24 protein-coding genes and 1 riboswitch are annotated in these 25,578 nt (G+C 70.9%); of the genes, 12 read left to right on the plus strand and 12 right to left on the minus strand.

Going from position 1 to position 25,578, the window contains the following annotated elements; all coding sequences use genetic code 11:
• Positions 1-48: 48 nt before the first annotated feature.
• Together EXU32_RS06785 and EXU32_RS06790 are read left to right on the plus strand one after the other, a co-directional pair.
• Positions 49-726 carry a GntR family transcriptional regulator gene (locus EXU32_RS06785; protein ID WP_130629209.1) on the plus strand — a complete coding sequence of 226 codons (678 nt, stop codon included), beginning with the start codon at positions 49-51 and terminating at the stop codon, positions 724-726.
• A gap of 62 nt (positions 727-788) precedes the next feature.
• Positions 789-1,691, plus strand: coding sequence for an SDR family oxidoreductase (locus EXU32_RS06790; protein WP_130629210.1), 903 nt, complete (start codon positions 789-791; stop codon positions 1,689-1,691).
• A gap of 5 nt (positions 1,692-1,696) precedes the next feature.
• Here the strand turns inward: EXU32_RS06790 and nhaA are convergent, their stop codons facing one another.
• The 4 genes from nhaA to EXU32_RS06805 form a co-directional block, all read right to left on the minus strand.
• Positions 1,697-2,974, minus strand: coding sequence for a Na+/H+ antiporter NhaA (gene nhaA, locus EXU32_RS06795; RefSeq protein ID WP_130629211.1), 1,278 nt, complete (start codon positions 2,972-2,974; stop codon positions 1,697-1,699).
• 56 nt (positions 2,975-3,030) lie between these two features.
• Positions 3,031-3,201, minus strand: coding sequence for a hypothetical protein (locus EXU32_RS17130; protein WP_165399600.1), 171 nt, complete (start codon positions 3,199-3,201; stop codon positions 3,031-3,033).
• An 87-nt stretch (positions 3,202-3,288) separates the two neighbouring features.
• Entirely contained in the window at positions 3,289-4,713 is a 1,425-nt protein-coding gene (locus tag EXU32_RS06800) for an MFS transporter (RefSeq protein WP_130629212.1), read from the minus strand.
• 109 nt (positions 4,714-4,822) lie between these two features.
• A complete protein-coding gene (locus EXU32_RS06805) occupies positions 4,823-5,320 on the minus strand; it encodes a DUF6328 family protein (RefSeq protein ID WP_130629213.1) in 498 nt (165 codons plus the stop codon).
• Between the two features lie 93 nt (positions 5,321-5,413).
• Between EXU32_RS06805 and EXU32_RS06810 the strand changes: the two genes are divergently transcribed.
• Positions 5,414-5,965, plus strand: coding sequence for a type 1 glutamine amidotransferase domain-containing protein (locus EXU32_RS06810; RefSeq protein WP_130629214.1), 552 nt, complete (start codon positions 5,414-5,416; stop codon positions 5,963-5,965).
• Between the two features lie 36 nt (positions 5,966-6,001).
• On the opposite strand, the gene EXU32_RS06815 is transcribed toward EXU32_RS06810, so the two are convergent.
• From EXU32_RS06815 to EXU32_RS06835, 5 genes are all read right to left on the minus strand, one after another.
• Entirely contained in the window at positions 6,002-6,619 is a 618-nt protein-coding gene (locus EXU32_RS06815; protein ID WP_130629215.1) for a cysteine hydrolase family protein, read from the minus strand.
• A 107-nt stretch (positions 6,620-6,726) separates the two neighbouring features.
• Positions 6,727-7,116 carry an ectoine synthase gene (locus EXU32_RS06820; protein WP_130629216.1) on the minus strand — a complete coding sequence of 130 codons (390 nt, stop codon included), beginning with the start codon at positions 7,114-7,116 and terminating at the stop codon, positions 6,727-6,729.
• 54 nt (positions 7,117-7,170) lie between these two features.
• The gene (gene ectB, locus EXU32_RS06825) at positions 7,171-8,451 is read right to left on the minus strand and encodes a diaminobutyrate--2-oxoglutarate transaminase (RefSeq protein WP_130629217.1); all 1,281 of its coding nucleotides are present in this window, start codon (positions 8,449-8,451) and stop codon (positions 7,171-7,173) included.
• 56 nt (positions 8,452-8,507) lie between these two features.
• The gene (gene ectA / locus EXU32_RS06830) at positions 8,508-9,023 is read right to left on the minus strand and encodes a diaminobutyrate acetyltransferase (protein WP_242612913.1); all 516 of its coding nucleotides are present in this window, start codon (positions 9,021-9,023) and stop codon (positions 8,508-8,510) included.
• A gap of 138 nt (positions 9,024-9,161) precedes the next feature.
• A complete protein-coding gene (locus EXU32_RS06835; protein WP_130629219.1) occupies positions 9,162-10,301 on the minus strand; it encodes a MalY/PatB family protein in 1,140 nt (379 codons plus the stop codon).
• Positions 10,302-10,386: 85 nt separating this feature from the next.
• Here EXU32_RS06835 and EXU32_RS06840 point away from each other — a divergent pair, with 85 nt between their 5' ends.
• The 9 genes from EXU32_RS06840 (at position 10,387) to gcvP (ending at position 18,534) form a co-directional block, all read left to right on the plus strand.
• Complete coding sequence (locus tag EXU32_RS06840) at positions 10,387-11,379, plus strand: DUF881 domain-containing protein (protein WP_130629220.1); 993 nt, start codon at positions 10,387-10,389, stop codon at positions 11,377-11,379.
• Entirely contained in the window at positions 11,376-11,708 is a 333-nt protein-coding gene (locus EXU32_RS06845) for a small basic family protein (RefSeq protein WP_130629221.1), read from the plus strand. Before EXU32_RS06840 ends, EXU32_RS06845 begins: the two co-directional genes overlap by 4 nt.
• Positions 11,705-12,535, plus strand: coding sequence for a DUF881 domain-containing protein (locus EXU32_RS06850; RefSeq protein ID WP_130629222.1), 831 nt, complete (start codon positions 11,705-11,707; stop codon positions 12,533-12,535). The genes EXU32_RS06845 and EXU32_RS06850 overlap by 4 nt, the downstream gene beginning before the upstream one ends.
• Before the next feature lie 20 nt (positions 12,536-12,555).
• Positions 12,556-12,945, plus strand: a complete 390-nt coding sequence (gene gcvH, locus EXU32_RS06855) for a glycine cleavage system protein GcvH (protein WP_130629223.1) — start codon at positions 12,556-12,558, stop codon at positions 12,943-12,945.
• 79 nt (positions 12,946-13,024) lie between these two features.
• Positions 13,025-13,477 carry an FHA domain-containing protein gene (locus EXU32_RS06860; RefSeq protein WP_130629224.1) on the plus strand — a complete coding sequence of 151 codons (453 nt, stop codon included), beginning with the start codon at positions 13,025-13,027 and terminating at the stop codon, positions 13,475-13,477.
• Between the two features lie 2 nt (positions 13,478-13,479).
• A complete protein-coding gene (ftsR, locus tag EXU32_RS06865) occupies positions 13,480-14,181 on the plus strand; it encodes a transcriptional regulator FtsR (protein WP_242612914.1) in 702 nt (233 codons plus the stop codon).
• A gap of 20 nt (positions 14,182-14,201) precedes the next feature.
• Complete coding sequence (locus tag EXU32_RS06870) at positions 14,202-14,690, plus strand: bifunctional nuclease family protein (protein ID WP_130629226.1); 489 nt, start codon at positions 14,202-14,204, stop codon at positions 14,688-14,690.
• A gap of 162 nt (positions 14,691-14,852) precedes the next feature.
• Positions 14,853-15,428 (plus strand): MerR family transcriptional regulator, encoded by a 576-nt coding sequence (locus EXU32_RS06875; RefSeq protein ID WP_130629227.1) that lies wholly within the window; start codon positions 14,853-14,855, stop codon positions 15,426-15,428.
• Between the two features lie 43 nt (positions 15,429-15,471).
• A riboswitch (glycine riboswitch) is annotated at positions 15,472-15,565 on the plus strand.
• A 71-nt stretch (positions 15,566-15,636) separates the two neighbouring features.
• Positions 15,637-18,534, plus strand: coding sequence for an aminomethyl-transferring glycine dehydrogenase (gene gcvP / locus EXU32_RS06880; RefSeq protein WP_130629228.1), 2,898 nt, complete (start codon positions 15,637-15,639; stop codon positions 18,532-18,534).
• 115 nt (positions 18,535-18,649) lie between these two features.
• Here the strand turns inward: gcvP and EXU32_RS06885 are convergent, their stop codons facing one another.
• The 3 genes from EXU32_RS06885 to EXU32_RS06895 form a co-directional block, all read right to left on the minus strand.
• The gene (locus EXU32_RS06885; RefSeq protein ID WP_130629229.1) at positions 18,650-21,817 is read right to left on the minus strand and encodes an AAA family ATPase; all 3,168 of its coding nucleotides are present in this window, start codon (positions 21,815-21,817) and stop codon (positions 18,650-18,652) included.
• Complete coding sequence (locus EXU32_RS06890) at positions 21,814-22,989, minus strand: exonuclease SbcCD subunit D (protein WP_130629230.1); 1,176 nt, start codon at positions 22,987-22,989, stop codon at positions 21,814-21,816. The genes EXU32_RS06885 and EXU32_RS06890 overlap by 4 nt, the downstream gene beginning before the upstream one ends.
• Before the next feature lie 112 nt (positions 22,990-23,101).
• Entirely contained in the window at positions 23,102-25,576 is a 2,475-nt protein-coding gene (locus tag EXU32_RS06895) for an FtsX-like permease family protein (RefSeq protein ID WP_130629231.1), read from the minus strand.
• Between the last annotated feature and the right edge of the window lie 2 nt (positions 25,577-25,578).

Here is a 25,578-nt window from a genome sequence, read left to right on the forward strand (position 1 = left end):
ACCCCCTTCGGCTACTCTCGGGCAGACGGCGACGAAGGGGTGGGCGGCATGGTGGACGACTGGATCTCGGCACTGGAGTCCGAGCGGGCGGCGATGGGGCGAGCGAGCGCCAGCGAGAAGGTGGCCGACGCCCTGCGCACCCGGATCATCGAGGGCGAGCTGCGCCCCCGGACGCGGCTGTCCGAGGAGCGGATCGGCGCAGCACTGGGGGTCTCCCGCAACACCTTGCGCGAGGCCTTCCAGCTCCTGGCCCACGAGCGTCTGGTGGTGCGGGAGTTCAACCGCGGGGTCTTCGTCCGCGAGCTCGACCAGGACGACGTCCGCGACCTCTACCGATTCCGTCGGATCCTCGAGGTGGCAGCGGTCCGCGCGACGGCGACCCGTCCCGACCTCGCAGGGCTGCACGCGGCCGTGGACGAAGGGAGTGCCGCCGCCGGTGCCCGGGACTGGCGCCTCCTGGGGTCGGCCAACATGCACTTCCACAAGGAGCTGACCGCTCTCGCCGGGAGCCGTCGGGCCGACGAGGCGATGCAGCAGGTCCTCGCCGAGATGCGGCTGGTCTTCAGCACGATGGCCGACCCGCGGACCTTCCACGAGCCCTACCTCGAGGGCAACCGCGAGCTGGTCGCGCTCCTGGCAGCGGGGGAGCATGATGAGGCCGAGCGGGCGCTGCTCGCCTACCTCGAGCGCGCCGAGACCCAGCTGCTGGCCGCGATGTCCGCGTAGCCGAAGTTTCCCGGCCACCCGCTCGGGTAGTGCAGCCGCGTCACCACGACGAAGGAGTGCACATGATCGAGTCAGGGATCGGCCGACGGGCGGCAGGCATGACCATGGGGGCTGATGGCGGGTTCCCCGCACAGCAGCAGACGCTCCCCGGCTCCACGGTCGCGATGACCCCCGTCCCCGACCACGGTGAGGACACCTGGGTGGGTTCAGGTCGCCTGGAGGGCCTGCGGGCCCTCATCACCGGTGGTGACTCGGGCATCGGCCGTGCCGTCGCGATCGCCTATGCCCGTGAGGGCGCAGACGTGGCCATCTCCTTCCTGCCCGAGGAGCGCGAGGACGCCGAGACGACCGCGGGGTGGATCAGGGACGCCGGCCGCACCGCAGTCCTCTGCCCCGGGGACATCACCGAGCGCAGTACGTGCGACGAGGTCGTCGAGGCCGCCGTCGACGGCTTGGGCGGGCTCGACGTCCTGGTCAACAACGCGGGCGTCCAGATGGCCCGGGACGGCGGGCTGGAGGCGATGAGCGACGAGCGCATCGAGCGGGTGCTGCGCACCAACCTGCACGCCCTCTTCTGGCTGACGCGGGCTGCGCTCCCGCACCTGGGCCGCGGTGCCAGCATCATCAACGTCAGCTCGATCCAGGCGTACGAGCCGTCGACCTCCTTGCTCGACTACGCGTCGACCAAGGCGGCGATCAACAACTTCACCGTCAACCTCGCCGCCGAGCTCGGGCCGCGGGGGATCCGGGTCAATGCCGTGGCCCCGGGACCCATCTGGACGCCGCTGCAGCCGGCGACCCAGGAGGAGGAGAAGATCGAGGCCTTCGGTGCCGACACGCCCCTCGGTCGTGCCGGCCAGCCCGGTGAGCTGGCCGGCGCCTTCGTCTTCCTCGCTGCCCCCGAGGAGGCGAGCTATGTCTCGGCCACCGTGGTCGGGGTGACCGGCGGCAAGCCCGTCTTCTGACGCGGTCAGCCGGGCTGCGCACCCGCGCGCTGCGCGGCTCGGCTGCGCACGGCCAGGAAGGCTCCGCCGACGAGTGCCGAGGCGAGGGACCCGAGGAGGACACCGATCTTGACGTGCTCGTCGGCGACGCTCGCCGCGCCGTAGGCCAGCTCGCCGACGAGCAGCGAGACGGTGAAGCCGACACCGGCGACGAAGCCCATGCCGATGATGTCCGGCCAGCGCAGCGACTCGTCCAGCTGGAAGGCGGGCAGGCGACTGAGCAGGAAGGTCGTCAGCGTGATCCCGATGGGCTTGCCGAGGAAGAGGCCGGCGATGATCCCGAGGGTGATCGGGTCCTGCATCGCGGTGCGCATCCCGTCCATGCCGCCGACGGCCACACCTGCGGAGAAGAAGGCGAAGACGGGCACGGCGACGAGCGTGGTGAAGACGCCCCACTGGTCGGCCAGGTAGGGCGCCACACCGTCGTGGACCGGAGTGCCGTCAGGATCGGTCGAGGACTGCACCCTGGCGCGCTGGGTGGCGATCACCGGGACCGTGAAGCCCAGGAGCACACCGGCGACGGTCGCGTGGATGCCCGACGCATGGACGAGTCCCCAGGTGAGCACGCCCAAGGGCACGAGCACCCACCACGAGATGATGCCGCGTTGGGTGGCGAGGGCGAAGAGGGCCAGCGGCACGATGGCCAGGAGCAGCCACTGCAGCTGCAGGCCCTCGGTGTAGACGATCGCGATGATGGTGATCGCGATGAGGTCATCGACGATCGCCAGAGTCAGCAGGAAGACGCGCAGCGCGGGCGGCAGGAAGCGACCCACGACCGCGAGTACCGCCACGGCGAAGGCGATGTCCGTGGCCGTGGGAATCGCCCAGCCACGCATGGCCTCCGCCGAGTCGGACGACATGGCGATGGCGGCGAAGATGAGAGCCGGGACGGCGACTCCGCCCGCTGCGGCGGCGATCGGCAGAGCTGCTGTCCGGGGGTCTCGCAACTTGCCGGCGACGAACTCCTCCTTCAGCTCCAGACCGACGACGAAGAAGAAGATCGCGAGGAGGCCGTCAGCAGCCCAGGCGCCGAGGCTCAGGTTGAGGTCCAGGGCCTGCGGACCGATCGTGAAGTCGCGCAGGCCTGAGTAGGCGTCCGCGGCGGGGGAGTTGGCGAGCAGAAGAGCGATGACGGTGGCGCCCAGGAGGAGCGCACCACCAAAGGCGTCGCTCTGGGCGGTTGCGTGGGCACCGCGCCACAGCTGGTGGGGAGCCAGGCGGCTCGGGGTCGAGGGCTGGGACATGTGTGGGGAACCTTGTCTGGAGAGAGGTGCTGGCGATCAGCGCCGACGTGGGCGCCTCAGCCGCTCGCCGGGGGACACCCAGCGATCTCCCCGTGGGCATTGGTGCCCCAGGTGCTGATCCACCCGTTGGTCCCTGCGTGCCGCACGATCTGGGTCAGCGCACGCGTGCCCGCGTCCTGCGTCAGCAGGCGGGGGCACGCCTCGGTGGGTGGTACGGGTCCGGTCACAGGCCGAGTCTAGGGTGTTGGAGGCATGGCGAAGGGGGCGCCCCGCGGCGTCGCGGTGCACCCCCCTTCGCGTCGTGGTCGGTGGGGTCAGCGACCCGCGGCCTCCATCGCCTCGGCCTCCTCGGCGATTGCCTCGCTGCCGTAGTCCTCCGGCTCGGACTCGGGGATGTGCTTCCCGTGCAGCGATGCACCGGCCGTCTCCTTGACGAAGAGCATCGCGATCATCCCGATGACGCAGGCGCCCATCATGTAGGCAGCGGGGAACTCCAGGAAGCCCGTGCCCTCCACCGCGGCCTCGTTGACCGAGGCCGCGGTCCCGCCGAAGGCCGCCGTGAAGACGTTGTAGGTCACCGCGAAGCCGGCGAAGCGCACGTGGGCGGGGAACATCGCCGGGAAGGTGGCCGAGATCGTCGACAGCTGCGGGATGTAGAGCAGGCCGAGCACCGCGAAGCCCACCATGGCGCCCACGAAGCCGGTGCCCATGAGGAAGTACATCGGCAGGGCGAAGACGAAGAGGCCGATGAGCGAGAACCACCACATCGGCCGCCGACCGATGATGTCGGAGTAGTGCCCGGCGAAGGGCAGCAGGGCCATCATGATCAGCTCACCGACGATGATGACGACGAGCGACTCGTTCTCCCCGATGCCGATCTTGGTCTGCAGGTAGGTCGGCATGTACGTCAGCAGGGTGTAGTTGACGACGTTGAGGGGGATGACCAGACCGGCCATCGTCAGCATCGGCTTCCAGTACTCGACCATCAGGTCGCGCAGGCCGTGGGTGGCCGACTCCTCGCTCTCGCCCGCGTCCTCGAGGTCGTTGTAGACGGGCGTCTCGTCGAGCTTGGAGCGCAGGTAGAGGCCGATCCCGCCCAAGGGCCCGGCGATGAAGAAGGGCAGGCGCCAGCCCCAGTCGTTCATCGCACTCTCACCGAGGACGATCTGCAGGACCAGCACGACGCCGGCACCCAGCGCGAACCCACCCAGCGTGCCGAACTCGAGGAAGCTGCCGTACAGGCCTCTGCGCTTGTCCGGCGCGTACTCGGCCATGAAGGTCGCGGCACCGCCGTACTCACCGCCGGTCGAGAACCCCTGGATGAGGCGCAGGATGATCAGCAGGATCGGCGCGCCGATCCCGATGGTCTCGGCGGTGGGCAGCAGGCCGATGCTGAAGGTCGCGGCGGACATCATGATGATCGTCATCGCCAGGACACCCTTGCGGCCCAACCGGTCGCCGAGAGGGCCCCAGAAGAAGCCGCCGAAGGGGCGGGCGATGAAGGAGACCGCGAGGGTCGCCAGGGTCAGGAGCGTCTCGTGCTCGCCGGGGAAGAAGTGGTGGCCGATGTAGGTCGCGACGACGGCATACGCGCCGTAGTCGTACCACTCGGTCGCGTTGCCCATGGCCGACGCGGCGACGGCCTTGCGGATGGTCTTGCGGGGCGGCAGGTCCTCGAAGGCCGTGCCGCCCGCCCCGGACTCGGCGACGGGCTCACCAGAGGTGGCGGACGTGCTCATGGATCTCCTTGGGGTTGATCTTTTCCACCCGAGGGCGGCTTTGCACCCGATCCAAGGTACGGAGAAGGGAGGCCCGGTGCATGCCGAAACGCGCGGTCGGGGGAGTTCTTCAGTGTGAGGAGACTCGCCTCCCCACGAGCGCCGGGACGACGATCGTGGCGGCGATGACGGCGAGCGCCATGCCGAGGCAGACCACCACGGCGGCGGTACGGCCGAGGACGATGTCCACGACGAAGGTCGCGAGTCCGACGATGAGCAGGCTGACCGCGACGAGCACGCACCGCGCCACGACGTGCCCCACCCTGACCAGCTGGTCCTTGCGCTGGAGCCGGAAGAGTCGGCGGTGGACCGCGATGGGCAGGACCAGCAGGGTCGTCGTCACGAAGGCCAGCAGGACGAGGACGACGTAGAGGACCCGCTGGGTGCCGTCGAGGTCGGCGAAGGCGGCCTGGAAGGGCAGCGTGAGGAGGAAGCCGGCCAGGATCTGGACACCGGTCTGCAGCACCCGGAACTCCTGGAGCAGGTCGTTCCAGTTGCGGTCGGCCCGCTCGTCGGCGGTCTCGCGCCGACCCGTTGCACCCTCGTCCTCGCCGTCGCGGTTGCTCATGGGTCCATCGTGCCCGCCCGTGGGCGCTGCGCATGCCGGGCCGCCTGACGGGTAGGGCTGGCGAGCACGACACCTCGACGAAGGGAGCACAGCATGAGCATCCAGGAGCAGTCAGGAACCCGCCGGGTCGCGGTCCTCGTGGCGATGGAGGGCATCGAGCAGGTGGAGCTGACCGGTCCGTGGAAGGCGCTGGAGGAGGCCGGCTGGGAGCCGGTCCTCGTGGCGCCGGAGACCGGGGAGGTGCAGGCCTTCGACCACCTCGACGCCGCGGACACCTTCCCCGTCGACACGACGATCGCCGACGCCTCGCCGGAGGACTTCGCGGGACTGGTGCTCCCGGGCGGTGTGGCAAACCCCGACGCGCTGCGGCTCGACGCCGCGGCGGTGGGCTTCGTGCGTGAGGCGGTCGCTGCCGACCGTCCGGTGGCCGCGATCTGCCACGCCATCTGGATGCTCGTCGAGGCCGACGTCCTGAGGGGACGCCGGGTCACCTCGTGGCCGAGCCTGCAGACGGATGTGCGCAACGCCGGCGGCACCTGGGTCGACGAGGAGGTCGTGCGCGACGGCCGGCTCGTGACCAGCCGCAAGCCCGATGACCTGCCGGCCTTCAACGCGGCCCTGCTCGACCTGCTGGCCGACGGGTGAGGCCGAGGGTGCGAGCGCGGCACCGTCGACCGGTTCTCACGCATGCTCGCTGACCCGGGCGCCGACTCGGCACAGGGCGTCGGCGCTCGGGACGGGGAAGCGGTACTCGTCCCGGAGCGTGTCGAGCGTCAGCTCGTGCAGCTCGGGACGGTGGGAGGCGATGGCGTCGCGCACCAGCACGACCTCGCGATCGAGGGCGAAGGCATGCGCTGCGGTGAGCAGGACGCAGGTGTGGGTGGAGACGCCGATGATCACCACCGCCTCGACGCCCAGGTCGGTCAGGACGGAGTCCAGGTCGGTGCCGACGAAGGCGTCGTCGCGCGTCTTGACGACCTCGGTCGCGGCCGACAGGTCGAGCTCGGACAGGGCGGCGGTGTGGTCGTCCCCCTCGAAGAGGAAACCCTGGTCGTCCTCGAGCATCGTGATCGTCCACGTCGAGCGGTCGCGCTGGTGGATGGTGCGCACGTTGATGATCGGCAGCTCCTCCCGCTCTGCCCACCGGAGCACCTGGCGCACACGGGCCACGAGCTCGTCCCGGTGCGCGGCGAGGCTGGCCTGCTCGAGGAAGGCCTCCTGCAGGTCGACGACGACGAGGGCGGTACGGTCCAGCGGCGCGCGCCACGGCGCGTGTGTGGGGGACGACGAGGTGGACATGCCCCCTTCGTACCCCGTTGCGCCGTAGTCATGCCACGCCACGGGGAGAGCGCGGCGGCATGACGAAGGGGGACGGACCCGGTCCGTCCCCCTCGCCGCGTCGTGGCTCAGTCCTCGGTGAGGACCGGGTAGACGCCGTTCTCGTCGTGGACCTCACGGCCGGTGACCGGCGGGTTGAAGACGCACGCGCAGTGGATGTCCTCCTCGACGGTCACGGTGTGCTTGTCCGCGTCGTCGAGCATGTACATGACGCCCGGCTCGAGGACGAACTCCTCGCCGGTGTCGCGGTCGAGGAGCGTGCCCTTGCCCTGGTAGACGTAGACCGCCTCGACGTGGTTGGCGTACCAGAACTCCGAAGAGGTCCCGGCCTTGAGGATCGTGATGTGGAAGCTGAAGCCGACCTTGTCCTTGGCGAGGACCATCCGGCGGCTCTGCCAGTTGCCGTGGGTGACGTCGTACTCGGTGCCGTCGAGGTCGTTGACGTTGAGGACCTTCATGTTGATCTCCTGGTCGTGGTCTGTCGGGGGAGTGGGTTGCGCGAAAGGGGGAGCTCAGGCAGTCGCGCGGGCGGGCGCGCCGAGGACCTCGCGAGTGGCGTCCTCGAGCTGGTCCAGGCCGGCAGCCAGCTCGTCCTTGGTGATGGTCAGCGGCGGCATGATCTTGACGACCTCGCTCGACGGGCCCGAGGTCTCGACGAGCAGCTTGCGGGCGAAGGCCGCCTTGGCGATCTTCTCCGCCACCTCGAGGTCGGCGAAGGCGACACCGGAGAGGAGCCCGCGACCGCGCAGCTCGCTGCCCTCGGCGAGGCCGGCGAGGACCTCCAGGCGCTCGGTGAGCTCCTGGGCGCGAGCCGCGATGTTCTTCTCCAGGGTGTCGTCGGCCCAGTAGGTGCGCAGGGCCTTGGCCCCGGTGACGAAGGCGGGGTTGTGGCCGCGGAAGGTGCCGTTGTGCTCGCCGGGCTCCCAGTCGTCGATCTCGGGCTTCATCAGGGTCAGCGCCATCGGCAGGCCGTAGCCGGAGATGGACTTGCTGAGCGTGATGATGTCCGGGTCCAGACCGAAGTCCTCGAAGGAGAAGAAGGTCCCGGTGCGGCCACAGCCGGCCTGCACGTCGTCGACGATCATCAGGACGCCGTACTCGCGGCACAGGTCCTGCAGCTCCTTGAGCCACTCGCCACGAGCGGCCTTGAGGCCGCCCTCGCCCTGGACCGTCTCGACGATCACCGCGGCGGGCAGGCTCGTGCCCGAGCCGCTGTCGGCCCAGATGCGCTTGAGCCAGGCGAAGTCAGAGGTCTCGCCGACGATGTAGTCGTCGTAGGGAGCTGCGGTCGCGTGGTAGAGCGGGGTCCCGGCGCCGGCGCGCTTGAAGGCGTTGCCGGTGACGGCCAGCGACCCGAGGGTCATCCCGTGGAAGGCGTTGGTGAAGTGCACGACGTCCTCGCGACCGGTCGCCTTGCGGGCGGTCTTGAGCGCGGTCTCGACGGCGTTGGTCCCGGTGGGGCCGGGGAACTGGATCTTGTGGGTCATCCCGCGCGGCTCGAGGATCAGCTCGGTGAAGGCCTCGAGGAACTCACGCTTGGCCTTGGTGTGCATGTCCATCGAGTGGGTGACGCCATCGCGGGAGACGTACTCGATGAGCGCCTCCTTGAGGATGTCGTTGTTGTGCCCGTAGTTGAGGGCACCCGCGCCGGAGAAGAAGTCCGTGTAGCGCTCGCCGTCCTCGGTCGTCTGGTACGGGCCCTTGGAGGTGTCGAAGACGACGGGCCAGTTGCGGCAGTAACTGCGCACCTCGGACTCGCGCTCGGCGAAGATGGCTGTGGCGGGGTTGCTCATGGGGGTGGTCCTTCCGTGGAGGGATCGGCAGGTTGTGTCGGTCGGTGCGGCAGGGATCAGAACGGTCCGATGCGGTGCAGCACCTCCGGGTCATGGCCTTCGTCTGGGAAGTGGGCCGTCACGAAGAGGTCGATCTCCTCGTGCTGTGCGTCGTGGCTGCGCGCGAAGCCGGCGAAGAGTGCCCGCGAGGCGGCGTTGTCGTCGGTGATCGTCGTCTCCAGGACGTCGACCCCGGGGACGTGGGCGGCGAGGTGGTCGAGCATGCGACCGGCGAGGCCGTGCCCACGCTGGTCCGCGTCGACCGCGACCTGCCACACCATCAGGGTGCGGGGGGCCGCCGGACGGACGTAGCCGCTGACGAATCCGACGACCTTCCCCGCACGCTCTGCGACGACGCTCGTCGCGGCGAAGTCACGTGCCCACAGCAGGTAGGCATAGGAAGAATTGAGGTCGAGTGTCTGCGAGTCCCTGGCCACGCGCCACATCTCGCCGCCGTCCTCGATGGACGGCTGACGCAGGATGAACGGGGTCGACGGGGAGCTCTGGCGGGGTGTCTCGTCGTCGTTGGTCACCTGTTTCAACCTAACGTGGCGAGCGCAGAGATCAAATCCGCAGGGCTCGAGATCGACAAAAATTGTTGTGCCGCAACGGTTCTGGCGCATTCGTGATCCGGGACACCTTTGGTCCGCAACCGACGGAAGAGGCGCAGGTCACTCCCTTCGAGCCGGTAGCGACGCCGCCATCCGCTCGATCGCCTCGGTGAGGATCGCGGGGGACGTGGCGAAGTTCAGACGGGCAAACCCAGCGCCCGCGCCGAAGGGGGATCCCGGTGTGAGCGCCACCCGCGCGACGTCACGGAAGTGCGCCGAGGGGTCCTCACCCAGGCCGAGCCGTCGGCAGTCGAGCCAGGCGAGGTAGGTGGCCTCCACCGGCTGCCAGGAGACCTCCGGGAGGTGCTGCGCCAACAGCTGGGCGAGGAGCGTGCGGTTCGCGTCCAGGTCGGCCACGAGGTCCGCAAGCCAGTCGCGGCCACCCAGCAGCGCAGCCGTGTGCAGCCGCACCCCGAGATGGCTGGTCGTGAACTCCAGGCCCGGTGGCAGCGCCCGCACGGCGTCGGCCGCCTGCGACCCGCCGAGGAGGACTGCGGACTTGGCCGCGGCGAGGTTCCATCCCTTCGCGGGGGAGAAGACCGCCAGGCCCGACTGTGCCTCCGGCAGGGAGAGAAGGGGGGTGAAGCTCGCCCCGGGCAGGACGAGCGGTGCGTGGATCTCGTCGCTGACGATCCTCACGCCATGACGTGCGGCCGCGACTGCGACCTGCGTGAGCTCCGTGCGCGTCGGGACCGTCCCGGTGGGGTTGTGCGGGTTGGACAGCAGGAGCGCTCCCCGGCCGTGCTCGGCGAAGGCGAGGTCGAGCGCGTCGGCGTCCAACCGGCCGGTCGGTCCCAGGGGGACCGGGACGAGCCGACGACCGATCTCGTGGACGGCCCCGTGGAAGGGCGGGTACACGGGGACGGTGATGTAGACGGGGTCGTCCTGCCCGGTCAGCGCCGCGAGCCCGGCGCGGACCCCCGCCATGACGTCGGCCACCGGTCGGGCGAGAGAGATCTCGACCGGGGCACCCCACTCGGCGTAGAGGGCGGCCACCGCTTCGGTGTACGGACCGGTCACCGGGTACCCGAGGTCGCCGTCCCGGGCGATCCGGGCCAGCTCGTCGGCCACGGCGGGCGCTGGCGCGACGTCCATCTCCGCGATCCACAGGGGCAGCACGTCGGGGTCGTGGAGCCGCCACTTGATGCTGGTGCGGCGGCGCAGAGCCGTCTCGTCGAGGGCGAGGACGCGTCGTTCCATGCCTCCACTCTGGCAGGCGGCGGAAGACTTAGGGTGGGCTGGTGGCCACGAGGTCACGATGCTGTCGAGCCCGAAGGAGTGGCGCGTGCGGTCCGATCTGCCCGAGGACGCCAAGCCTTCGGACGCGCCCTCCGCCACGGAGCTCGGCGAGGGCGAGCAGGGCTACGCACAGGCCCACGGCGCGGCCCGTCCGGCTCCTCGGCCGGATGCCTCGATGACCTTGCTGACCTCGATGCTCGAGCGTCCCCTCGACCCCGGGTACCAGGCCGCCGCAGAGGCCCGCATGGCGCAGGGCAAGCCGCCCAGCACCGGCACCGGGAGGCTGCGGCTGCTCGTGTGGCTGCTCCTGATCGGGCTGATGATCGGTGTGTGCACGGCCCAGCTGCGCGATCGTGACGGGTCCCGCGCGGCCGCGCGCGCCGACCTGATCCGCCAGATCGAGGACCGGCAGGGCGTCGTCGACGAGCGAGGCGTCAAGGTCCGGACGCTGCAGACCGAGATCGACGTCGCCACCGGCCAGCTGGACCCGGACCTCGTCGGCACGCAGCGCAAGGACCTCGAGGACCGGCGCGTGACCAGTGGCCTGGCGGCCGTGCAGGGACCGGGGGTGCGGCTGACCCTGGACGATGCCCAGGGGAGCAGCAACAGCGCCGACGGTGACCCCCGCACCGGCGTCTCCGACGAGGGGCGGGTCAGGTCCAGTGACATGCAGGTCGTCACCAACGCCCTGTGGCAGGCCGGTGCCGAAGCCATCACGATCAACGGGCAGCGGCTGACCTCGCGCACCGCGATCCGGTTCGCCGGTGAGGCCATCCTGGTCAACTTCCGCCCGCTCACCCGGCCGTACACCATCGAGGCGATCGGCGACCCCAGCGCGTTGCAGACCAGCTTCGCCGAGGGGCAGGGCGGCTCGTACCTCACCAGCCTGCGCCTGAACTACGGCATCCAGACCTCGTTGACCGTGCAGGACGAGCTCACGCTCCCCAGTGCCGTCAACGTCAGCACGAGGGAGGCCACGGTCGTCCCGGACGGCACCGAGCCACCCCTCGTGAAGCCACTGAAGAAGGAGACCTCGTGATCCCCGCCCTGGGACTCGTGGCCGGCATCGTGCTCGGTCTCGTCCTGCAGCCGGACGTACCGGTGTGGCTGCAGCCGTACCTGCCGATCGCGGTGATCGCCGCCCTCGACGCCGTCTTCGGCGCGGTGCGGGCCACTCTCGACGGGATCTTCGACGACAAGGTCTTCGTCGTCAGCTTCCTGTCCAACGTGGTCGTGGCCGCCTTCATCGTCTTCCTGGGCGACCAGCTCGGCGTCGGCTCGCAGCTCTCGACGGGCGTCGTGGTCGTCCTCGGCGTCCGCATCTTCTCCAACGTCGCCTCGATCCGTCGACACCTCTTCAAGGCATGACGGACGCACGCGACCCGGACCGGCCCGAGGACCTCGAGGCGGCCACTGCGGGCACCTCGGACGCACCCGAGCCCGCGACCCAGCGGCAGGGACCGAGCCCGTGGCGCAGGGTCTACCTGATGGCGCGCCCACGGGTGACGCGCGCCAACGCCTTCGCGCTGCTGCTGGCCGCCCTCCTCGGCTTCGCCATCGCGACGCAGGTGCGCCAGACCCAGTCACAGGGTCTGGAGGACCTGCGTCAGGACGAGCTGGTGCGCATCCTCGACGACGTGACCCAGAACGGCGCGCGGCTCGACGACGAGATCACCGAACTGCAGTCCACCAAGGACGGCCTGGCCAACAGCGATGCCAGCTCGCCCGAGGCCATCGCGGCAGCGCAGGAGAGGGCCGACACCCTCGGCATCCTGGCCGGCACAAAACGGGCCACCGGTCCGGGGATCCGGCTGAGGATCTCCGACAGCGGCGGTCAGGTCGGTGCGCCCGCCCTGCTCGACGCGGTGCAGGAGCTGCGTGACGCAGGGGCCGAGGCCATGCAGATCGGCACGGTACGGGTCGTGGCGAGCACCTGGTTCCGCGACGCGGACGGCGGTGCGATCGAGGTCGACGGGACCCGGCTCACCGCGCCGTACGAGCTCATCGTCATCGGCGATCCCCAGACCATGAGCTCTGCGATGGAGATCCCCGGCGGCGTGTCGGAGTCGGTTCGGAGCAAGGGTGGCAAGGTGGAGATCACCGAGTTCGCGTCGATCAACGTGGAGGCGTTGCACACCGATTCATCGCCTCGTTACGCTCGGCCCGTCCCGGAGCCGACCGACGGCTCGAAGTGAATGGATCGTTGAGGAGACAGATGAGCGACGCGACCTACCCCGAGAACCTTCGGTACACCAGCGATCACGAGTGGGTCAGCGAGGCAGGCGAGGGCATCGTCCGCGTCGGCATCACCCACTACGCCCAGGAGGCCCTCGGTGACGTCGTCTACGTGAGCCTGCCCGCCGTCGGTGACACCGTCGAGCCCGGGGACTCCTGCGGCGAGGTCGAGTCGACGAAGTCGGTCAGTGACCTCTACGCACCGCTCGGCGGCACCATCACGGCTGTCAACGACGCGCTCGAGGGAACCCCGGAGCTGGTCAACTCCGACCCCTACGAGCAGGGCTGGATGTACGAGCTGCAGCTGGCTGACGGGGCCGACACGTCGTCCTTGCTCGATGCGGCGGCCTACCAGACCGAGATCGGCTGAGGGCCGGACCGCACCACGGCCGGCCCGCTGTCGGGCCGGTCACGTAGGCTTGACCACAGACACGAGGAGGGAGCGCTGGATGAGCGGCAACGAGACCAATCGACCTGCACGACAGGACCCGGCGACACAGCAGTTCACGGGGATCGAGAGCAGCCAGCCTGCCGACCTGCCGGACTCGGACTATCACCTGACCCGCGAGGAGCAGGCGACGGTCGATGCGTTGCAGCCGTCGACGGCGCTGCTCATCGTGCTGAGGGGCCCCAACACCGGCGCCCGCTTCCTGCTCGACGACGCCGAGGTGACCACGGGCCGTGGGCCCGACAGCGACATCTTCCTCGACGACGTCACCGTCTCCCGCAAGCACGCGGTCTTCTCCCGCGAGGACCAGGGTTTCGGGGTGCGCGACGTGGGCTCGCTCAACGGCACCTATGTCAACAAGGAGCGCATCGACCAGTCGCCGCTGCGCACCGGTGACGAGGTCCAGATCGGCAAGTTCCGCCTCGTCTACTACGCCAGCTCCTCTGCCAGCTGACCTTGGCTGACGACCGCATCGGTATCGGCGCCCTCATCCGGCAGCTCGAGGGCGACTTCCCGGACGTCACGATCAGCAAGATCCGCTTCCTCGAGAGCGAGGGGCTGGTCGAGCCGGCACGGACGCCGTCGGGGTACCGCAAGTACTCCGACGGCGACGTCGAGCGGCTGCGCTTCGTGCTGACCGCCCAGCGGGACCGCTTCTGGCCGCTGAAGGTGATCCGTGAGCGACTCGACGCGATGGACCGCGGTCTGGCCGTGGCCGATGACGGTGAGGTCGTGCCACCACCGGCGCCCGTCGACGACTCGGGACGGCTCTCGGCACGTGCCGACCGGCCCCTACGGCTGACCGCGATCGAGCTGCAGCATGCTGCCGACATCGACACGAGCACCTTCCGTGAGCTGATCTCCTACGGCCTGCTGCCGAAGGACCGCGAGCACTTCGATGCCGACGACCTCGACGTCGCCCGCATCTGCGGCTCCCTCGTCGCCGCCGGTATCGACGTGCGGCACCTGCGTCCCTTCAAGAGCGCCGCCGAGCGCGAGCTGTCCCTGGCCGATCACGTGCTGGGCCAGCAGGGCCTGCGTGGCCGGGGCGCCGACGCTGGAGGCGTCGACGACGAGTCGGTCCGACGGATGGTGCTCGAGGGTTGTCTCGACCTGCACATCGCTCTCGTGCGCCGTGTGCTGGGCTCGGCGGGGTGAGCGCGGGATACGGTAGGAGTGTGAAGCCGCTCGACGTCCTTGGTGTCCGCGTGGAGATGCCCACCTCCCAGCCGATCGTGCTCCTGCGGGAGCGCGACGGAGGTCGGCATGTCCCGATCTGGATCGGCGCGGCGGAGGCGACGGCCATCGCCTACGCGCAGGAGGGCGTCGTCCCACCCCGTCCGCTGACCCACGACCTGCTCGTCGACGTCATCGCCGCGGTCGGTCGTGAGCTCGTGACCGTGCGCATCGACGCCGTGCTCGAGGGCGTCTTCCACGCCACGCTCGTGCTCGACGACGACACCGAGATCTCGGCCCGCACCTCCGACGGTGTCGCGCTGGCGCTGCGCACCGGCGCCGAGATCGTGGCCACGGACGAGGTCCTCGACGAGGTTGGCATCGAGTCCTCCGACGAGGAGGAGGACGAGGTGGCCAAGTTCAAGGAGTTTCTCGACGAGGTCTCGCCCGAGGACTTCGACGCGCCGGACGAGGATCCGCCGGCCAGCTGAGGGCCCACCGCGACCCGATCGTTACCGACATCTTCGTGACCGCTCGGCGAGGATGTTTGACGCCCCCCTCGGCGCGCCGTAGCGTCGAAGACACACCGGTACGACACCGGTGTGATTCCCATCCGACCGGGCTGGGACCGACGGTGAAGTGGGGAGGGCGCAGTGGACGCCACCAACGACGAGGGCAGGACTCCGGTCCGCACCCAGGGCGTGCTGTTCGACGACGATCTGCCCGAGCTCTCCGACGACATCGGCTACCGGGGGCCGGCTGCCTGCAGCGCGGCCGGCATCACCTACCGACAGCTCGACTACTGGGCCCGCACCGGGCTCGTCCAACCGTCCGTGCGCGGCGCTGCGGGTTCCGGCAGCCAGCGCCTCTACGGCTTCCGCGACATCCTCGTGCTCAAGGTGGTCAAGCGGCTCCTCGACACGGGGGTCTCCCTGCAGCAGATCCGCGTCGCCATCAACCACCTCCGCGAGCGTGGCGTCGAGGACCTGGCCCAGATCACCCTGATGAGTGACGGCGCCAGCGTCTACGAGTGCACGTCCGCCGACGAGGTCATCGACCTCGTCCAGGGCGGCCAAGGTGTCTTCGGCATCGCGGTCGGCCGGGTCTGGCGCGAGGTCGAGGGCTCCCTGCTCGAGATCCCGAGCGAGCGGATGGCCCCTGAGGACTCGGCTCCCACCGAGCTGCCCGGCGACGAGCTGTCGGCCCGCCGCCGCGCCCGCCTCGCCTGACGCTCTGCGCCGCGCTAGGCGCTGATAGCCTTGAGCCCGCTGCTCACCCCACGGGGGAGAGTCCTCGCGTACTGCGCGAGGCGCCGAAGGGGCAAATCTCCCCGGAACCTCTCAGGCGCCAGGACCTCGTGGATCAGGCACTTCTGAAGCGTTGACCGTGACAGAAGGGGAGGCTGACCGTGTGTCCACCCACGCCCAAGGGAGCCTCATGAGCGCCTCGTCCCCCCTGTCCGATTTCGTCGGTCGCCACATCGGTCCCCGCGAGGACGATGTGGAGCAGATGCTGGCCGCGATCGGTCAGACCGATCTCGATGCGCTGTGCGACGCAGCCGTCCCGGGAGCCATCCGCCAGACCCAGGCCCTTGACATCGAGGCCTCGCCGAGCGAGCTGGCGGTCCTGGAGGAGATGCGGGGACTGGCTGCCAGGAACACCGTCCTGACCTCGATGATCGGCCTGGGGTACTACGGCACGATCACCCCGGCGGTCATCCAGCGCAATGTGCTGGAGAACCCGGCCTGGTACACGGCCTACACGCCCTACCAGCCGGAGATCAGCCAAGGTCGGCTGGAGGCCCTGCTGAACTTCCAGACGATGGTCGCCGACCTCACCGGCCTGCAGACCTCCGGCTCGTCCCTCCTGGACGAGGGCACGGCCGCCGCCGAGGCCATGACGGTGATGCGCCGCTCGAGCAAGGCCGCCAAGGACGCCGTCCTGCTCCTCGACGCCAACATCTTCCCGCAGACCCGGGCCGTGGTCGAGACCCGGTCGGTGCCGCTGGGCCTCGATGTGGTCGTCGCCGACCTCACTGCCGTCACCACGGTCGACGAGCTGCGCTCCGCGGCCGGCGATCGCGATGTCTTCGGGGTGCTCGTCCAGTACCCGGGCGCCGACGGGACCATCGCCGACTGGCGGGCGCTCACCGAGGCCGCCCACGAGGTCGGAGCCCTCGTCACCGCGGCCGCCGACCTGCTGGCCCTGACGCTGCTCACCTCCCCGGGGGAGTGGGGCGCCGACGTCGCGATCGGCACCACGCAGCGCTTCGGTGTGCCGATGGCCTTCGGTGGTCCCCATGCCGGGTACATGTCGGTGCGCGCCGGACTCGAGCGGACCCTGCCGGGCCGCCTGGTCGGTGTGTCGGTCGATGCCGCTGGTCGCCCGGCCTACCGTCTGGCACTGCAGACCCGCGAGCAGCACATCCGCCGCGACAAGGCGACCTCCAACATCTGCACGGCCCAGGTCCTCCTGGCGGTCATGGCCTCGATGTACGCGGTCTACCACGGACCCCAGGGCCTGAAGGCCATCGCCGAGCGCGTGCACGGCACCGCAGTGAGCCTCGCCGAGCGACTGCGCGCGGCGGGCGTCGAGGTCGCTGACGGACCGTGGTTCGACACGCTGCGCGTCGCTCCACCTGGTGGCGCTGATGCTGCTGTGGCTGCTGCTGTCAGCGCGGGCGTCAACATCTGGAAGGCCGACGAGGACACGGTCCTGGTGTCGGTCGACGAGACGACGGACACCAGCGAGGTCGAGGCCGTCGCCCGGGCACTGGGAGCGGCAAGCAGCGAGTCGTCCGCGCCGGAGGTCGGCGCGACTGCCGATCGGGTCACCCCGACCTGGCCGAGTGCGCTGCTGCGCACCAGCGAGTACCTCACGCACCCCGTCTTCCACGCACACCGCAGCGAGACCGCGATGCTGAGGTACCTGCGCCGCCTGTCGGACCGGGACTTCGCGCTCGACCGCGGCATGATCCCGCTGGGCTCGTGCACGATGAAGCTCAACGCCACCACCGAGATGGCCGCGATCACGTGGCCGGAGTTTGCCGGGCTGCACCCCTTCGCACCGGACGACCAGACTGTGGGCATCCGCGAGCTCGTGGGCCAGCTGAGTACCTGGCTGAGCGAGATCACGGGGTACCACTCCGTCTCCCTGCAGCCCAACGCCGGCTCGCAGGGCGAGCTCGCCGGGCTCCTGGCGATCCGTGCCCACCACGCCGCGCAGGGGCAGAGCCAGCGCCGCATCTGCCTCATCCCCGCGAGTGCCCACGGCACCAATGCCGCGTCTGCGGTCATGGCCGGGATGAAGGTGGTCGTCGTCAAGACCGCGGAGGGCGGCGACGTCGACATGGACGACCTGCGCGCCAAGGTCGAGCAGCACAAGGACGATCTGGCGGCGATCATGGTCACCTACCCGAGCACGCACGGCGTCTTCGAGGACACGATCAGCGACCTGTGTGCTCTCGTGCACGACGCCGGCGGCCAGGTCTACGTCGACGGGGCCAACCTCAACGCGTTGGTCGGTCTGGCCCAGCCGGGCAAGTTCGGCGCGGACGTCAGCCACCTCAACCTGCACAAGACCTTCTGCATCCCGCACGGTGGGGGCGGACCGGGTGTCGGCCCGGTCGCCGTGCGTGAGCACCTTGCCCCCTACCTGCCCAACCACCCGCTGGCCCCGGCCGCGGGCCCGGCGACCGGGGTCGGACCGATCAGCGCCGCGCCCTACGGGTCGGCGGGGATCCTGCCGATCTCATGGGCCTACGTCCGGCTCATGGGAGGCGCCGGGCTCTCGCGCGCCACCCAGATCGCGGTGCTCAACGCCAACTACATCGCGCACCGGCTGGGCGATCACTTCCCAGTGCTCTACGCGGGCCCGGGCGGCATCGTCGCCCACGAGTGCATCATCGACCTGCGGGGCCTGACCAGGGACTCGGGCGTGACCGTCGACGACGTCGCCAAGCGCCTGATCGACTACGGCTTCCACGCCCCGACGATGAGCTTCCCCGTGGCGGGCACCTTCATGGTCGAGCCCACCGAGTCCGAGGACAAGGGCGAGATCGACCGCTTCTGCGACGCGATGATCGCCATCCGCCGCGAGATCGACGAGGTCACGGCCAGCGGCGACGTCGAGTCGTCGGTCCTGCGCCACGCGCCGCACACCGCCGCCGCGCTGGCGGGGGAGTGGGAGCACGCCTACGACCGCGCGACGGCCGTCTTCCCGGTCGGGGTCGACGCCGCCGACAAGTACTGGCCCCCGGTCGCCCGTATCGACGGCGCCTACGGCGACCGCAACCTCGTGTGCTCCTGCCCCTCGCCAGAGGCCTTCGAGGACTGATCGTCATACCTGCCTGCCAGCCGGTCCCGGGTGGCAGGCAGGCACACCGCCCCCGTCCACGAGCGTCTGCTCGTGGACGGGGGCGGTGGTCGTTGCCGGGTGAAGGGGGGAGTGGTCAGGCTGCGTCGGTGGCGTCGTCGCCGGCGCCCTCGACGTGGATGGTCGAACCATGCTGGCTCTTGTCGACCCGCACCCTCGTGGTGATGCGGGTGCGCATCTCGGCCACGTGGCTGACGACGCCCACGGTCCGCCCGCCGTCACGCAACCGGTCCAGGACGTCGAGCACCTGCTCGAGGCTGTCCTGGTCGAGGCTGCCGAAGCCCTCGTCGACGAAGAGGGTCCCGAACTCCTGGCCACCGGACTCCTCGCGGATGGCGTCGGCGAGCCCGAGGGCCAACGCGAGCGAGGTGGTGAAGGACTCGCCACCCGACAGGGTGTTGGTGGGGCGCTCCCGCCCGGTCCACAGGTCGCGGACCAGCAGTCCGAGGCCTCCTCGTCGCTGACCCCGCGCCGACGCGTCGTCGTGCGCCAGCTCGAACCGTCCGTCGGCCATGACACCCAGCCGGTGGTTGGCGAGCTCGACGATCCGCTCGAGGCGAGCGGCGAGGACGTAGGTCGACAGCCGCATCCGCTTGTCGTTGTCGCTGCTGGTGCCCGTGACCAGGTCGGCCATCCGCCGGACGACGGCAGCCTCCTCGGCCGCCGGTCCGAGGGTGACGCACTCGGCCCGGATGTGACCGGCGATCCGATCGAGCTGCCGCTGGGTCGCCTGGGCTGTCGCCTGATGTTGCCCGGCCTCGTCGGCCCGGATCCGCGCTGACCGCGCCGCCGCTGTCAGGGACTCGACATCAGGTGCGTCGGTGGCCAGGGCCGCCACGACGTCGGCCTCCTCGAGGACGGCGGTGGCGGCGCTCAACCGGCGTTGGTGGTCCTCGACCTCGGTCTGCAGGGCAGTCATCTCGTGTCGCTCGCGGGTCGCGGCCATGACGGACGCGACATCGTCGAAGTCGTGCCTGTCGAGCGCCGCGTCGAGCAGGGACGACGCCTCGTCGTGTGTCACGGTCGCGCGGGCCAGCGTGCTCGTCGCCCCGACGAGCTCCTCGACGAGCGCGATGCTCTCGTGGTGGTGACGCACGGTGGCCGTCAGCTCACGGGCTGGGTCGACACCGTCGCCATCGTCGAGGTCGCTGGGCAGAGCCTGGTGCGTCGCTCGGCTGGACCCGACATCGGTGCAGGGACAGGTGGCCGTGTGCTCGTCCAGCAGTCCGCGCAGTCGTTGCAGCGTGCTGGCCCGGTGCTCGGCGATCTGCTCGTGACGGGCGCTCAGGGCGGTGAGACCCGCCTCGATGGTGTGGACCGCCTGCTCGGCCTGCGCAACGGCAGCAGTCCGCGTGATCACGAGACGAGCGACCTCGTCGGCTCGTGCCGTCACCCGCGAGAGATCGTCGTGCTGCTGGGTCAGCGCTGCGTGACGGGCGCTCTCGTCTCCCGACACGGTCTCGTCGTCGGCCACCGAGGCAGAGCCGTCGGCGGTCGTCCCCTCGAGCTCCTCGCCCGTGCCCTCGTCGAGCAGCTGGGCGATCTCGGCTCGCAGGACGTCGAGGCGGGAGGTGGCCGCGGCACGCACCTGCGCGGCCCGCTCGTGGTCCTGCGCGGCTGTCGCGACCGACTGCTCCGCGGTCCTGATCTCCTCGGGGGTGACCACCCGGGCGGCCTGCGCCGGCTGCGGGTGCGTCGTGGACCCGCACACCGAGCAGGCGTCGCCGTCGTGCAGCTGTGCGGCCAGCTCGCCGGCCATGTTGTCCAGACGCGCGGTCACGAGGTCCTGCACGGCCGCGCGCAGGTCCTGGACGTGCTCACGCAGCGACTGGGCGGCATCGGTGGCCTCGCGCACCTCGGCGGCCGCCTGCCGCAGACGGGCGCGGGTCTCGATGACCCGGGTGAGCGTGCGCAGCTGGGGGGCCAGCTCGTCCGTCCGAGCTCGGGCGCGGTCGATCTCGAGCTGCTGCAGTGCTGCGTCGTCGGCCTGCTCACCTGCCGAGAGGACGGCGTCGCGTGCGCTCTCGAGGAGCTCGGTCTGCTCGGCGATCTGCCGGGTGACTCGCGGCGACTCGGCTGCCAGTCGGGTCAGTGCCTCGGCATCGTGCTGGGCCCGGCTGATCAGCACGTCGTGCTCGTGGGCCGCGGCCACCCACGCCTCGGGCTCGATCTCGCGCAGCGGCTCGGGGAGCGAGCCGACGACGCGTGCTCGCTCGGCGACGGCAGCAGCCCGCGCGGTCGAGGACCGGGTGTGCGCGTCCACCAGGGGGAGGACCTGTGCAGCGGCATGGGCGCCCTGCAGGGTCGCCCGGCTCGACGCGTGCTGGGGCGCCTCCTCCTCGAGCAGGACCAGCGCGCGCCGGGCCGCGCCCCCCCGAGCGCGCAGCTCGACGGCCCGACGGGCCTGCGTCAGTGCGGCGGCTGCCCGGGCGTCGGCCTGCTGGGCCTCGTCGACCCGGGCCATCACCTCGGCCGCATGGGTGTCGAGCACCGCCGCGACCGCGTCCAGGGCGAGCGTGAGGGGTGCGGGGGAGAGCTGCGACCACGGGAGGTCCGGCTCGGGCAGGTCGACGTCGACCGAGGAGAGCAGCTCGACGAGGTGGGCCACGTGACTGCCCAGACGGGTCCGCGACTCCTTGAGCGCGGCCTCGACCTGCTGCCTGCGCTCGACCAGGTGGCTCTCGATGCCGGTGTACTCCGTGATGTCGAAGAGTCGCTCGAGGACCTCACGCCGCTCCTCGTCGCTGGCCCGCAGGAAGGCGGAGAAGTCGCCTTGGGGGAGCATCACGACCCGCCGGAACTGGTCCAGCCCCATCCCGAGCTGGTCGTCGAGCAGCCGCGCGCTCTCGTCGATGCGGGTGCTCAGGGTGGTCCACGAGTGCCCGGTGAGCTCCTCGAGCAGGACGCCGGCGGGCTCGGTGGTGGTGCCGGTGCCGCGCTTCTTGGGACGCTCGTGCGCGGGGTGACGACGGATGCGCAGTCGACGGCCGGCCAGGGTCAGCTCGAGCTCGACGCGGGTCGGCGTGGCCTCCTCGGCGTGCTGGCTGCGCAGGCTCGTCGAGAGGCGGTCCCCGGGGACGTTGGCGTACAGCGCGAAGCAGATCGCGTCGAGGAGGCTCGTCTTGCCGGCGCCCGTGGCGCCGTGGATGAGGAAGAGACCCGAGGAGCTGATCTGCTCGAGGTCGAGGTCGATGGTCCCGGCGAAGGGACCGAAGGCCGTGGCCGTCAGACGGTGCAGCCTCATGCTGCGCCCCGACGCCTGCTGCGCCCCGCGTCCTCGGCTCGGTCCTGACGACGCCGCCCGGCCTCGAGCGCGCTCTGCAGCAGGTCGCGCTCGGCCTCGTCGGCCGCGGCACCGTGACGCACGTCGGTGACGAAGTCGCAGCAGACCTCCAACGGCTCGCGACGATCGATGCGCGAGGCATAGCTGCGCACCGCCTGCACCCGGCCGGTCGGGTCGAAGCGCAGCTGGAGCAGGTGGGGGAAGCGCTGGTGCAGCCGCTCGAGCGCGCCGACGGGCCGGACCGGGTCGGTCAGGGTGACCTGGACCCAGCTCGTCTCTGCGCCGTCGTGCTCACGGCTGTCGAGGATGTCGTCGAGGTCGCCCCTCAGGACGGCCAGCTCGCGGTGGACGGGAGCGGCGACCTGCTCGGTGCGGGCCTTGCCGTCGGGGTCGAGCGTGAGCAGGACGGAGCCCTTGGTGTGGCCCACCTCGCTGAAGGACATCGCGACGGGGGAGCCGCTGTAGCGCACGGTCTCGCTCACCTGCTGGGGCCGGTGCAGGTGGCCGAGCGCCCCGTAGGCGACCCCGTCGAAGGTGCTCGCCGGGACCATGGCGACCCCACCGGCGGTGATGTCGCGCTCGGAGTCGCTGGCGGCGCCCCCGCTGGCGAAGCAGTGGGCCATGGCGACGGTGCGCGGACCGCGTCCAGCGGCATCTGCTCGCACCCGGTCCATGGCGGCGGCGAGGACGCCCGAGTGCGAGCGCTCGGTGGCGCCCAGCGCATCGGTGACCGAGCTCGCGGCCGGCTCGAGATAGGGGATCGGGTAGATCGCGGCGTCGTCGACGAGCACCGGCTGGCCGATGCTGCGGGCATCGGAGCGGATGTGCAGCCCGGCGCGGGAGAGCAGGTCGGCGGCGAACCCCAGCCGGATCGCGGAGTCGTGGTTGCCGCTGGAGAGGATGACCCGGGCGCCGGCGTCGATGAGTCGCGTCGCGGCCTCGGAGAGCAGCCGGACCGCGTCCGGTGCGGGCAGGGCACGGTCGTAGACGTCACCGGACACGAGGACCGCATCGACCCCCTCGCTGCGCACGGTCTCCACGAGGTGGTCCACGTACTCCGCCTGGGCACCGAGCAGACCCACCCCGTGGAAGGAGCGGCCCAGGTGCCAGTCGGAGGTGTGGATCAGCTTCATGCCCCCACGCTATGAGGGGGCACCGACAACGAGCCGGTGCGACACCCCCTTCGCCCGACGAAGGGGGTGGGACGGCCCCCTGCGCCGTCCCACCCCCCGGATCGGTGGCCGCCTACTCGACGGCGAGGGCCTGCGCCGGCGCGACCTTGGTGGCCCGGTGCGCAGGCAGGACCGAGGCAAGGAGCCCGGCGAGGACCGCCACGAGCGCCACGGCGGCCAGCTGTCCCCACGGCAGCGTCGGTGAGACGGCCATGAACTCGCCGAAGAGGCTGCGCACGCCGGCCACGCCGTAGGCGACCCCGAGTGCGGTCCCGAGCACGACGCCGACGAGGGACAGCAGGACCGCCTCGATGGCGAGCATCGCCCGCAGCTGCCCGCGGGTGAGTCCCAGCGCACGCAGGAGCGCCGACTCGCGGGTGCGCTCGATGACGCTCAGCGAGAGGGTGTTGGCGATACCGACGACGGCGATGACGACCGATATGGCCAGCAGCGCGAGGACGACCGCGAGCGCGATGTCGAGTGCCTGCATGTTGGCGGCCCGCACGGGTGCCGCACCGCTGACCTGGCCCTCGTCGATGCTCCCGGCCAGCTCCTTGACCCCGTCGAGGGTCGCGGTGGCGTCTGCCCCGTCGGTGAACCTCGCCAGGAGTGCCGTCGTCGCCGGCTGGTGCTCGACCTCCGCGAGGGTCGCGGGAGTCACGAGCCAGGCCACGTCGAAGTCTCCAGCCACAGTCACCCGGGCCCGGGTGCGCCCGTCGGGTCCTTGCAGGATGACCTCGTCACCCGGGCGGATCCCGCTGGAGCCAGCAGCCTCCTCGGAGACGACGACGCTCCCGTCGGTGACCGTGGGCACGGCGGTGGGGTCACGGACGACGTCACGCAGCCCCTCGGGCACCGCCGAGAGCATCGGCCGGGCCGAGGAAGAGCCCCAGCTGGCGTCCACGGTCGTCCCGCTCAGCGTGGCGGTGGCGGCGACGCCGTCCGTGGACCGGATGGCCGAGGCCGTCGCACCGGGGATGGCGCTGCCCTGCACCACGACGTCGACCGGGTACCGCGCGTTGACGAAGTCCGTGACCGCGGTGCGCGTCGTCGCGGCGCCGACCGCCGTCATCGTCACGAGAGTGACCCCGACGAGCAGGGCAGAGGCGGTGGCCGCGGCCCGCGCCGGGTTGCGCACCGCGTTGTCGATGGCCAACCGGCCTGCTGGGCCGAAGGGTCGTGCGGCCACCAGGCCGATGGCACGGGCGGCCCAGGGCACGAGGACGCTGCCGGCCATGATCACGCCGGTGAAGGACACGAGTCCACCGACCACCCCGACGAGGACGGACGGAAGGGAGCCGGCCACCACGAGCGCAGCGGCACCGGCGGCGACGAGGACGAGCCCGAGCGCGATGCGCACCCGGCCGCCACGACTGGTCGCGGTGATCGCGGCGTCCGGCCGCAGTGCCGCGAGCGGAGCCACCCGGGATGACCGGACAACCGGCGGCAGCGCGGCGACGAGCACGACGAGCACTCCGACGACGACAGGCACTGCGACGGCTCGCACCGGCACGGTGAAGACCAGGTCGGGCAGTGCGTCGCCGGCCAGCGCGCCTCCGGCCCGCGTGAGTCCCCAGGCCATCGCGATGCCCGTGATGACCCCCACCACCGAGAAGAGGACGCCGACGACGAGCGACTCGGCGAGAGCGGACCGGATGACCTGACCTCGGGTGGCGCCCACGGCCCGCAGCATCGCGGTCTCCCTGGCCCGGCGGGCCAGCAGGATCGAGAAGGTGTTGGCGATGACGATCGCGGAGACGAAGAGCGCGATGACCGCGAAGGCGAGGAAGAAGACCGCGAGGAAGTCGGTGCCTCCGGTGAACTCGGTGACCTTGTCGTCCGCGTGCTGGGTGGCGGTGACGACGGTGACGTCGACCCCCTTCGCCTCGAGGGCGGTGCGGATGGCGGCGGTGCTGGCCTCCTCGTCAGTGGCGGAGACGACGTCGATCTCCGCCCACCCCTTCGCCCCGGTCAGGCGGGTGACCCCGTCGGGCGTCGCGAAGACGGCTGGCGTGCCGCCGCCGTAGCGTGGGTCGCCAGCGACGTCGAGAATCCCGACGACCGTGGCCCGCACCGGTCCGGCGGACCCGCCGGACGCGGCCGTGACGGGCACGGTGTCGCCCACCTCGAGCTGGCTGCCGGCCGCCACTGTCGCGGACAGGGCCACCTCGGTGGCTGCGCGCGGAGCCCGTCCCTCGAGCACGGGGTGTGGCGAGGTGGTCGACTCGGTGGTGACCATCGCGTAGGACTCACCGGTGGAGGTGCGCAGCAGGCCGGAGCCGGTCCGTACCGGGTCGACCGCTCGGACGCCGGCCACCTCCTCGACCTGATGGGCGACGGCGGCGGGGATGGTGTCGGCTCCTCGGGCGACGACCACGGAGGCATAGGGCTCGTACTGGCCGGCCACGGACTGCCGGATCGAGGAGCTCATCGTGCCGGTGAGCACGAGCGTGGCAGCCATGAAGGCGATGCCGAGCACGACCGCGAGACCGGGCGCGAGGTACTGGCGCGACTGGTGGCGCAGCGAGGCGAGGGAGAGGGAGAGCATCG

Origin of the sequence: Janibacter limosus, assembly GCF_004295485.1 — a bacterium.
Lineage (GTDB): Bacteria > Actinomycetota > Actinomycetes > Actinomycetales > Dermatophilaceae > Janibacter > Janibacter limosus_A.

What these genes read in the sequence shown, in the direction of transcription:
- gcvH (WP_130629223.1), top strand. Translation starts at nt 12,556, where the DNA reads ATGAGCGACGCGACCTACCCCGAGAACCTTCGGTACACCAGCGATCAC.
- EXU32_RS06860 (WP_130629224.1), top strand. Translation starts at nt 13,025, where the DNA reads ATGAGCGGCAACGAGACCAATCGACCTGCACGACAGGACCCGGCGACA.
- EXU32_RS06890 (WP_130629230.1), bottom strand. Translation starts at nt 22,989, where the DNA reads ATGAAGCTGATCCACACCTCCGACTGGCACCTGGGCCGCTCCTTCCAC.
- gcvP (WP_130629228.1), top strand. Translation starts at nt 15,637, where the DNA reads ATGAGCGCCTCGTCCCCCCTGTCCGATTTCGTCGGTCGCCACATCGGT.
- EXU32_RS06895 (WP_130629231.1), bottom strand. Translation starts at nt 25,576, where the DNA reads ATGCTCTCCCTCTCCCTCGCCTCGCTGCGCCACCAGTCGCGCCAGTAC.
- EXU32_RS06885 (WP_130629229.1), bottom strand. Translation starts at nt 21,817, where the DNA reads ATGAGGCTGCACCGTCTGACGGCCACGGCCTTCGGTCCCTTCGCCGGG.
- ectB (WP_130629217.1), bottom strand. Translation starts at nt 8,451, where the DNA reads ATGAGCAACCCCGCCACAGCCATCTTCGCCGAGCGCGAGTCCGAGGTG.
- EXU32_RS06805 (WP_130629213.1), bottom strand. Translation starts at nt 5,320, where the DNA reads ATGAGCAACCGCGACGGCGAGGACGAGGGTGCAACGGGTCGGCGCGAG.
- EXU32_RS06790 (WP_130629210.1), top strand. Translation starts at nt 789, where the DNA reads ATGATCGAGTCAGGGATCGGCCGACGGGCGGCAGGCATGACCATGGGG.
- EXU32_RS06815 (WP_130629215.1), bottom strand. Translation starts at nt 6,619, where the DNA reads ATGTCCACCTCGTCGTCCCCCACACACGCGCCGTGGCGCGCGCCGCTG.
- EXU32_RS06850 (WP_130629222.1), top strand. Translation starts at nt 11,705, where the DNA reads ATGACGGACGCACGCGACCCGGACCGGCCCGAGGACCTCGAGGCGGCC.
- EXU32_RS06785 (WP_130629209.1), top strand. Translation starts at nt 49, where the DNA reads ATGGTGGACGACTGGATCTCGGCACTGGAGTCCGAGCGGGCGGCGATG.
- nhaA (WP_130629211.1), bottom strand. Translation starts at nt 2,974, where the DNA reads ATGTCCCAGCCCTCGACCCCGAGCCGCCTGGCTCCCCACCAGCTGTGG.
- EXU32_RS06835 (WP_130629219.1), bottom strand. Translation starts at nt 10,301, where the DNA reads ATGGAACGACGCGTCCTCGCCCTCGACGAGACGGCTCTGCGCCGCCGC.
- EXU32_RS06810 (WP_130629214.1), top strand. Translation starts at nt 5,414, where the DNA reads ATGAGCATCCAGGAGCAGTCAGGAACCCGCCGGGTCGCGGTCCTCGTG.
- EXU32_RS06800 (WP_130629212.1), bottom strand. Translation starts at nt 4,713, where the DNA reads ATGAGCACGTCCGCCACCTCTGGTGAGCCCGTCGCCGAGTCCGGGGCG.
- EXU32_RS06820 (WP_130629216.1), bottom strand. Translation starts at nt 7,116, where the DNA reads ATGAAGGTCCTCAACGTCAACGACCTCGACGGCACCGAGTACGACGTC.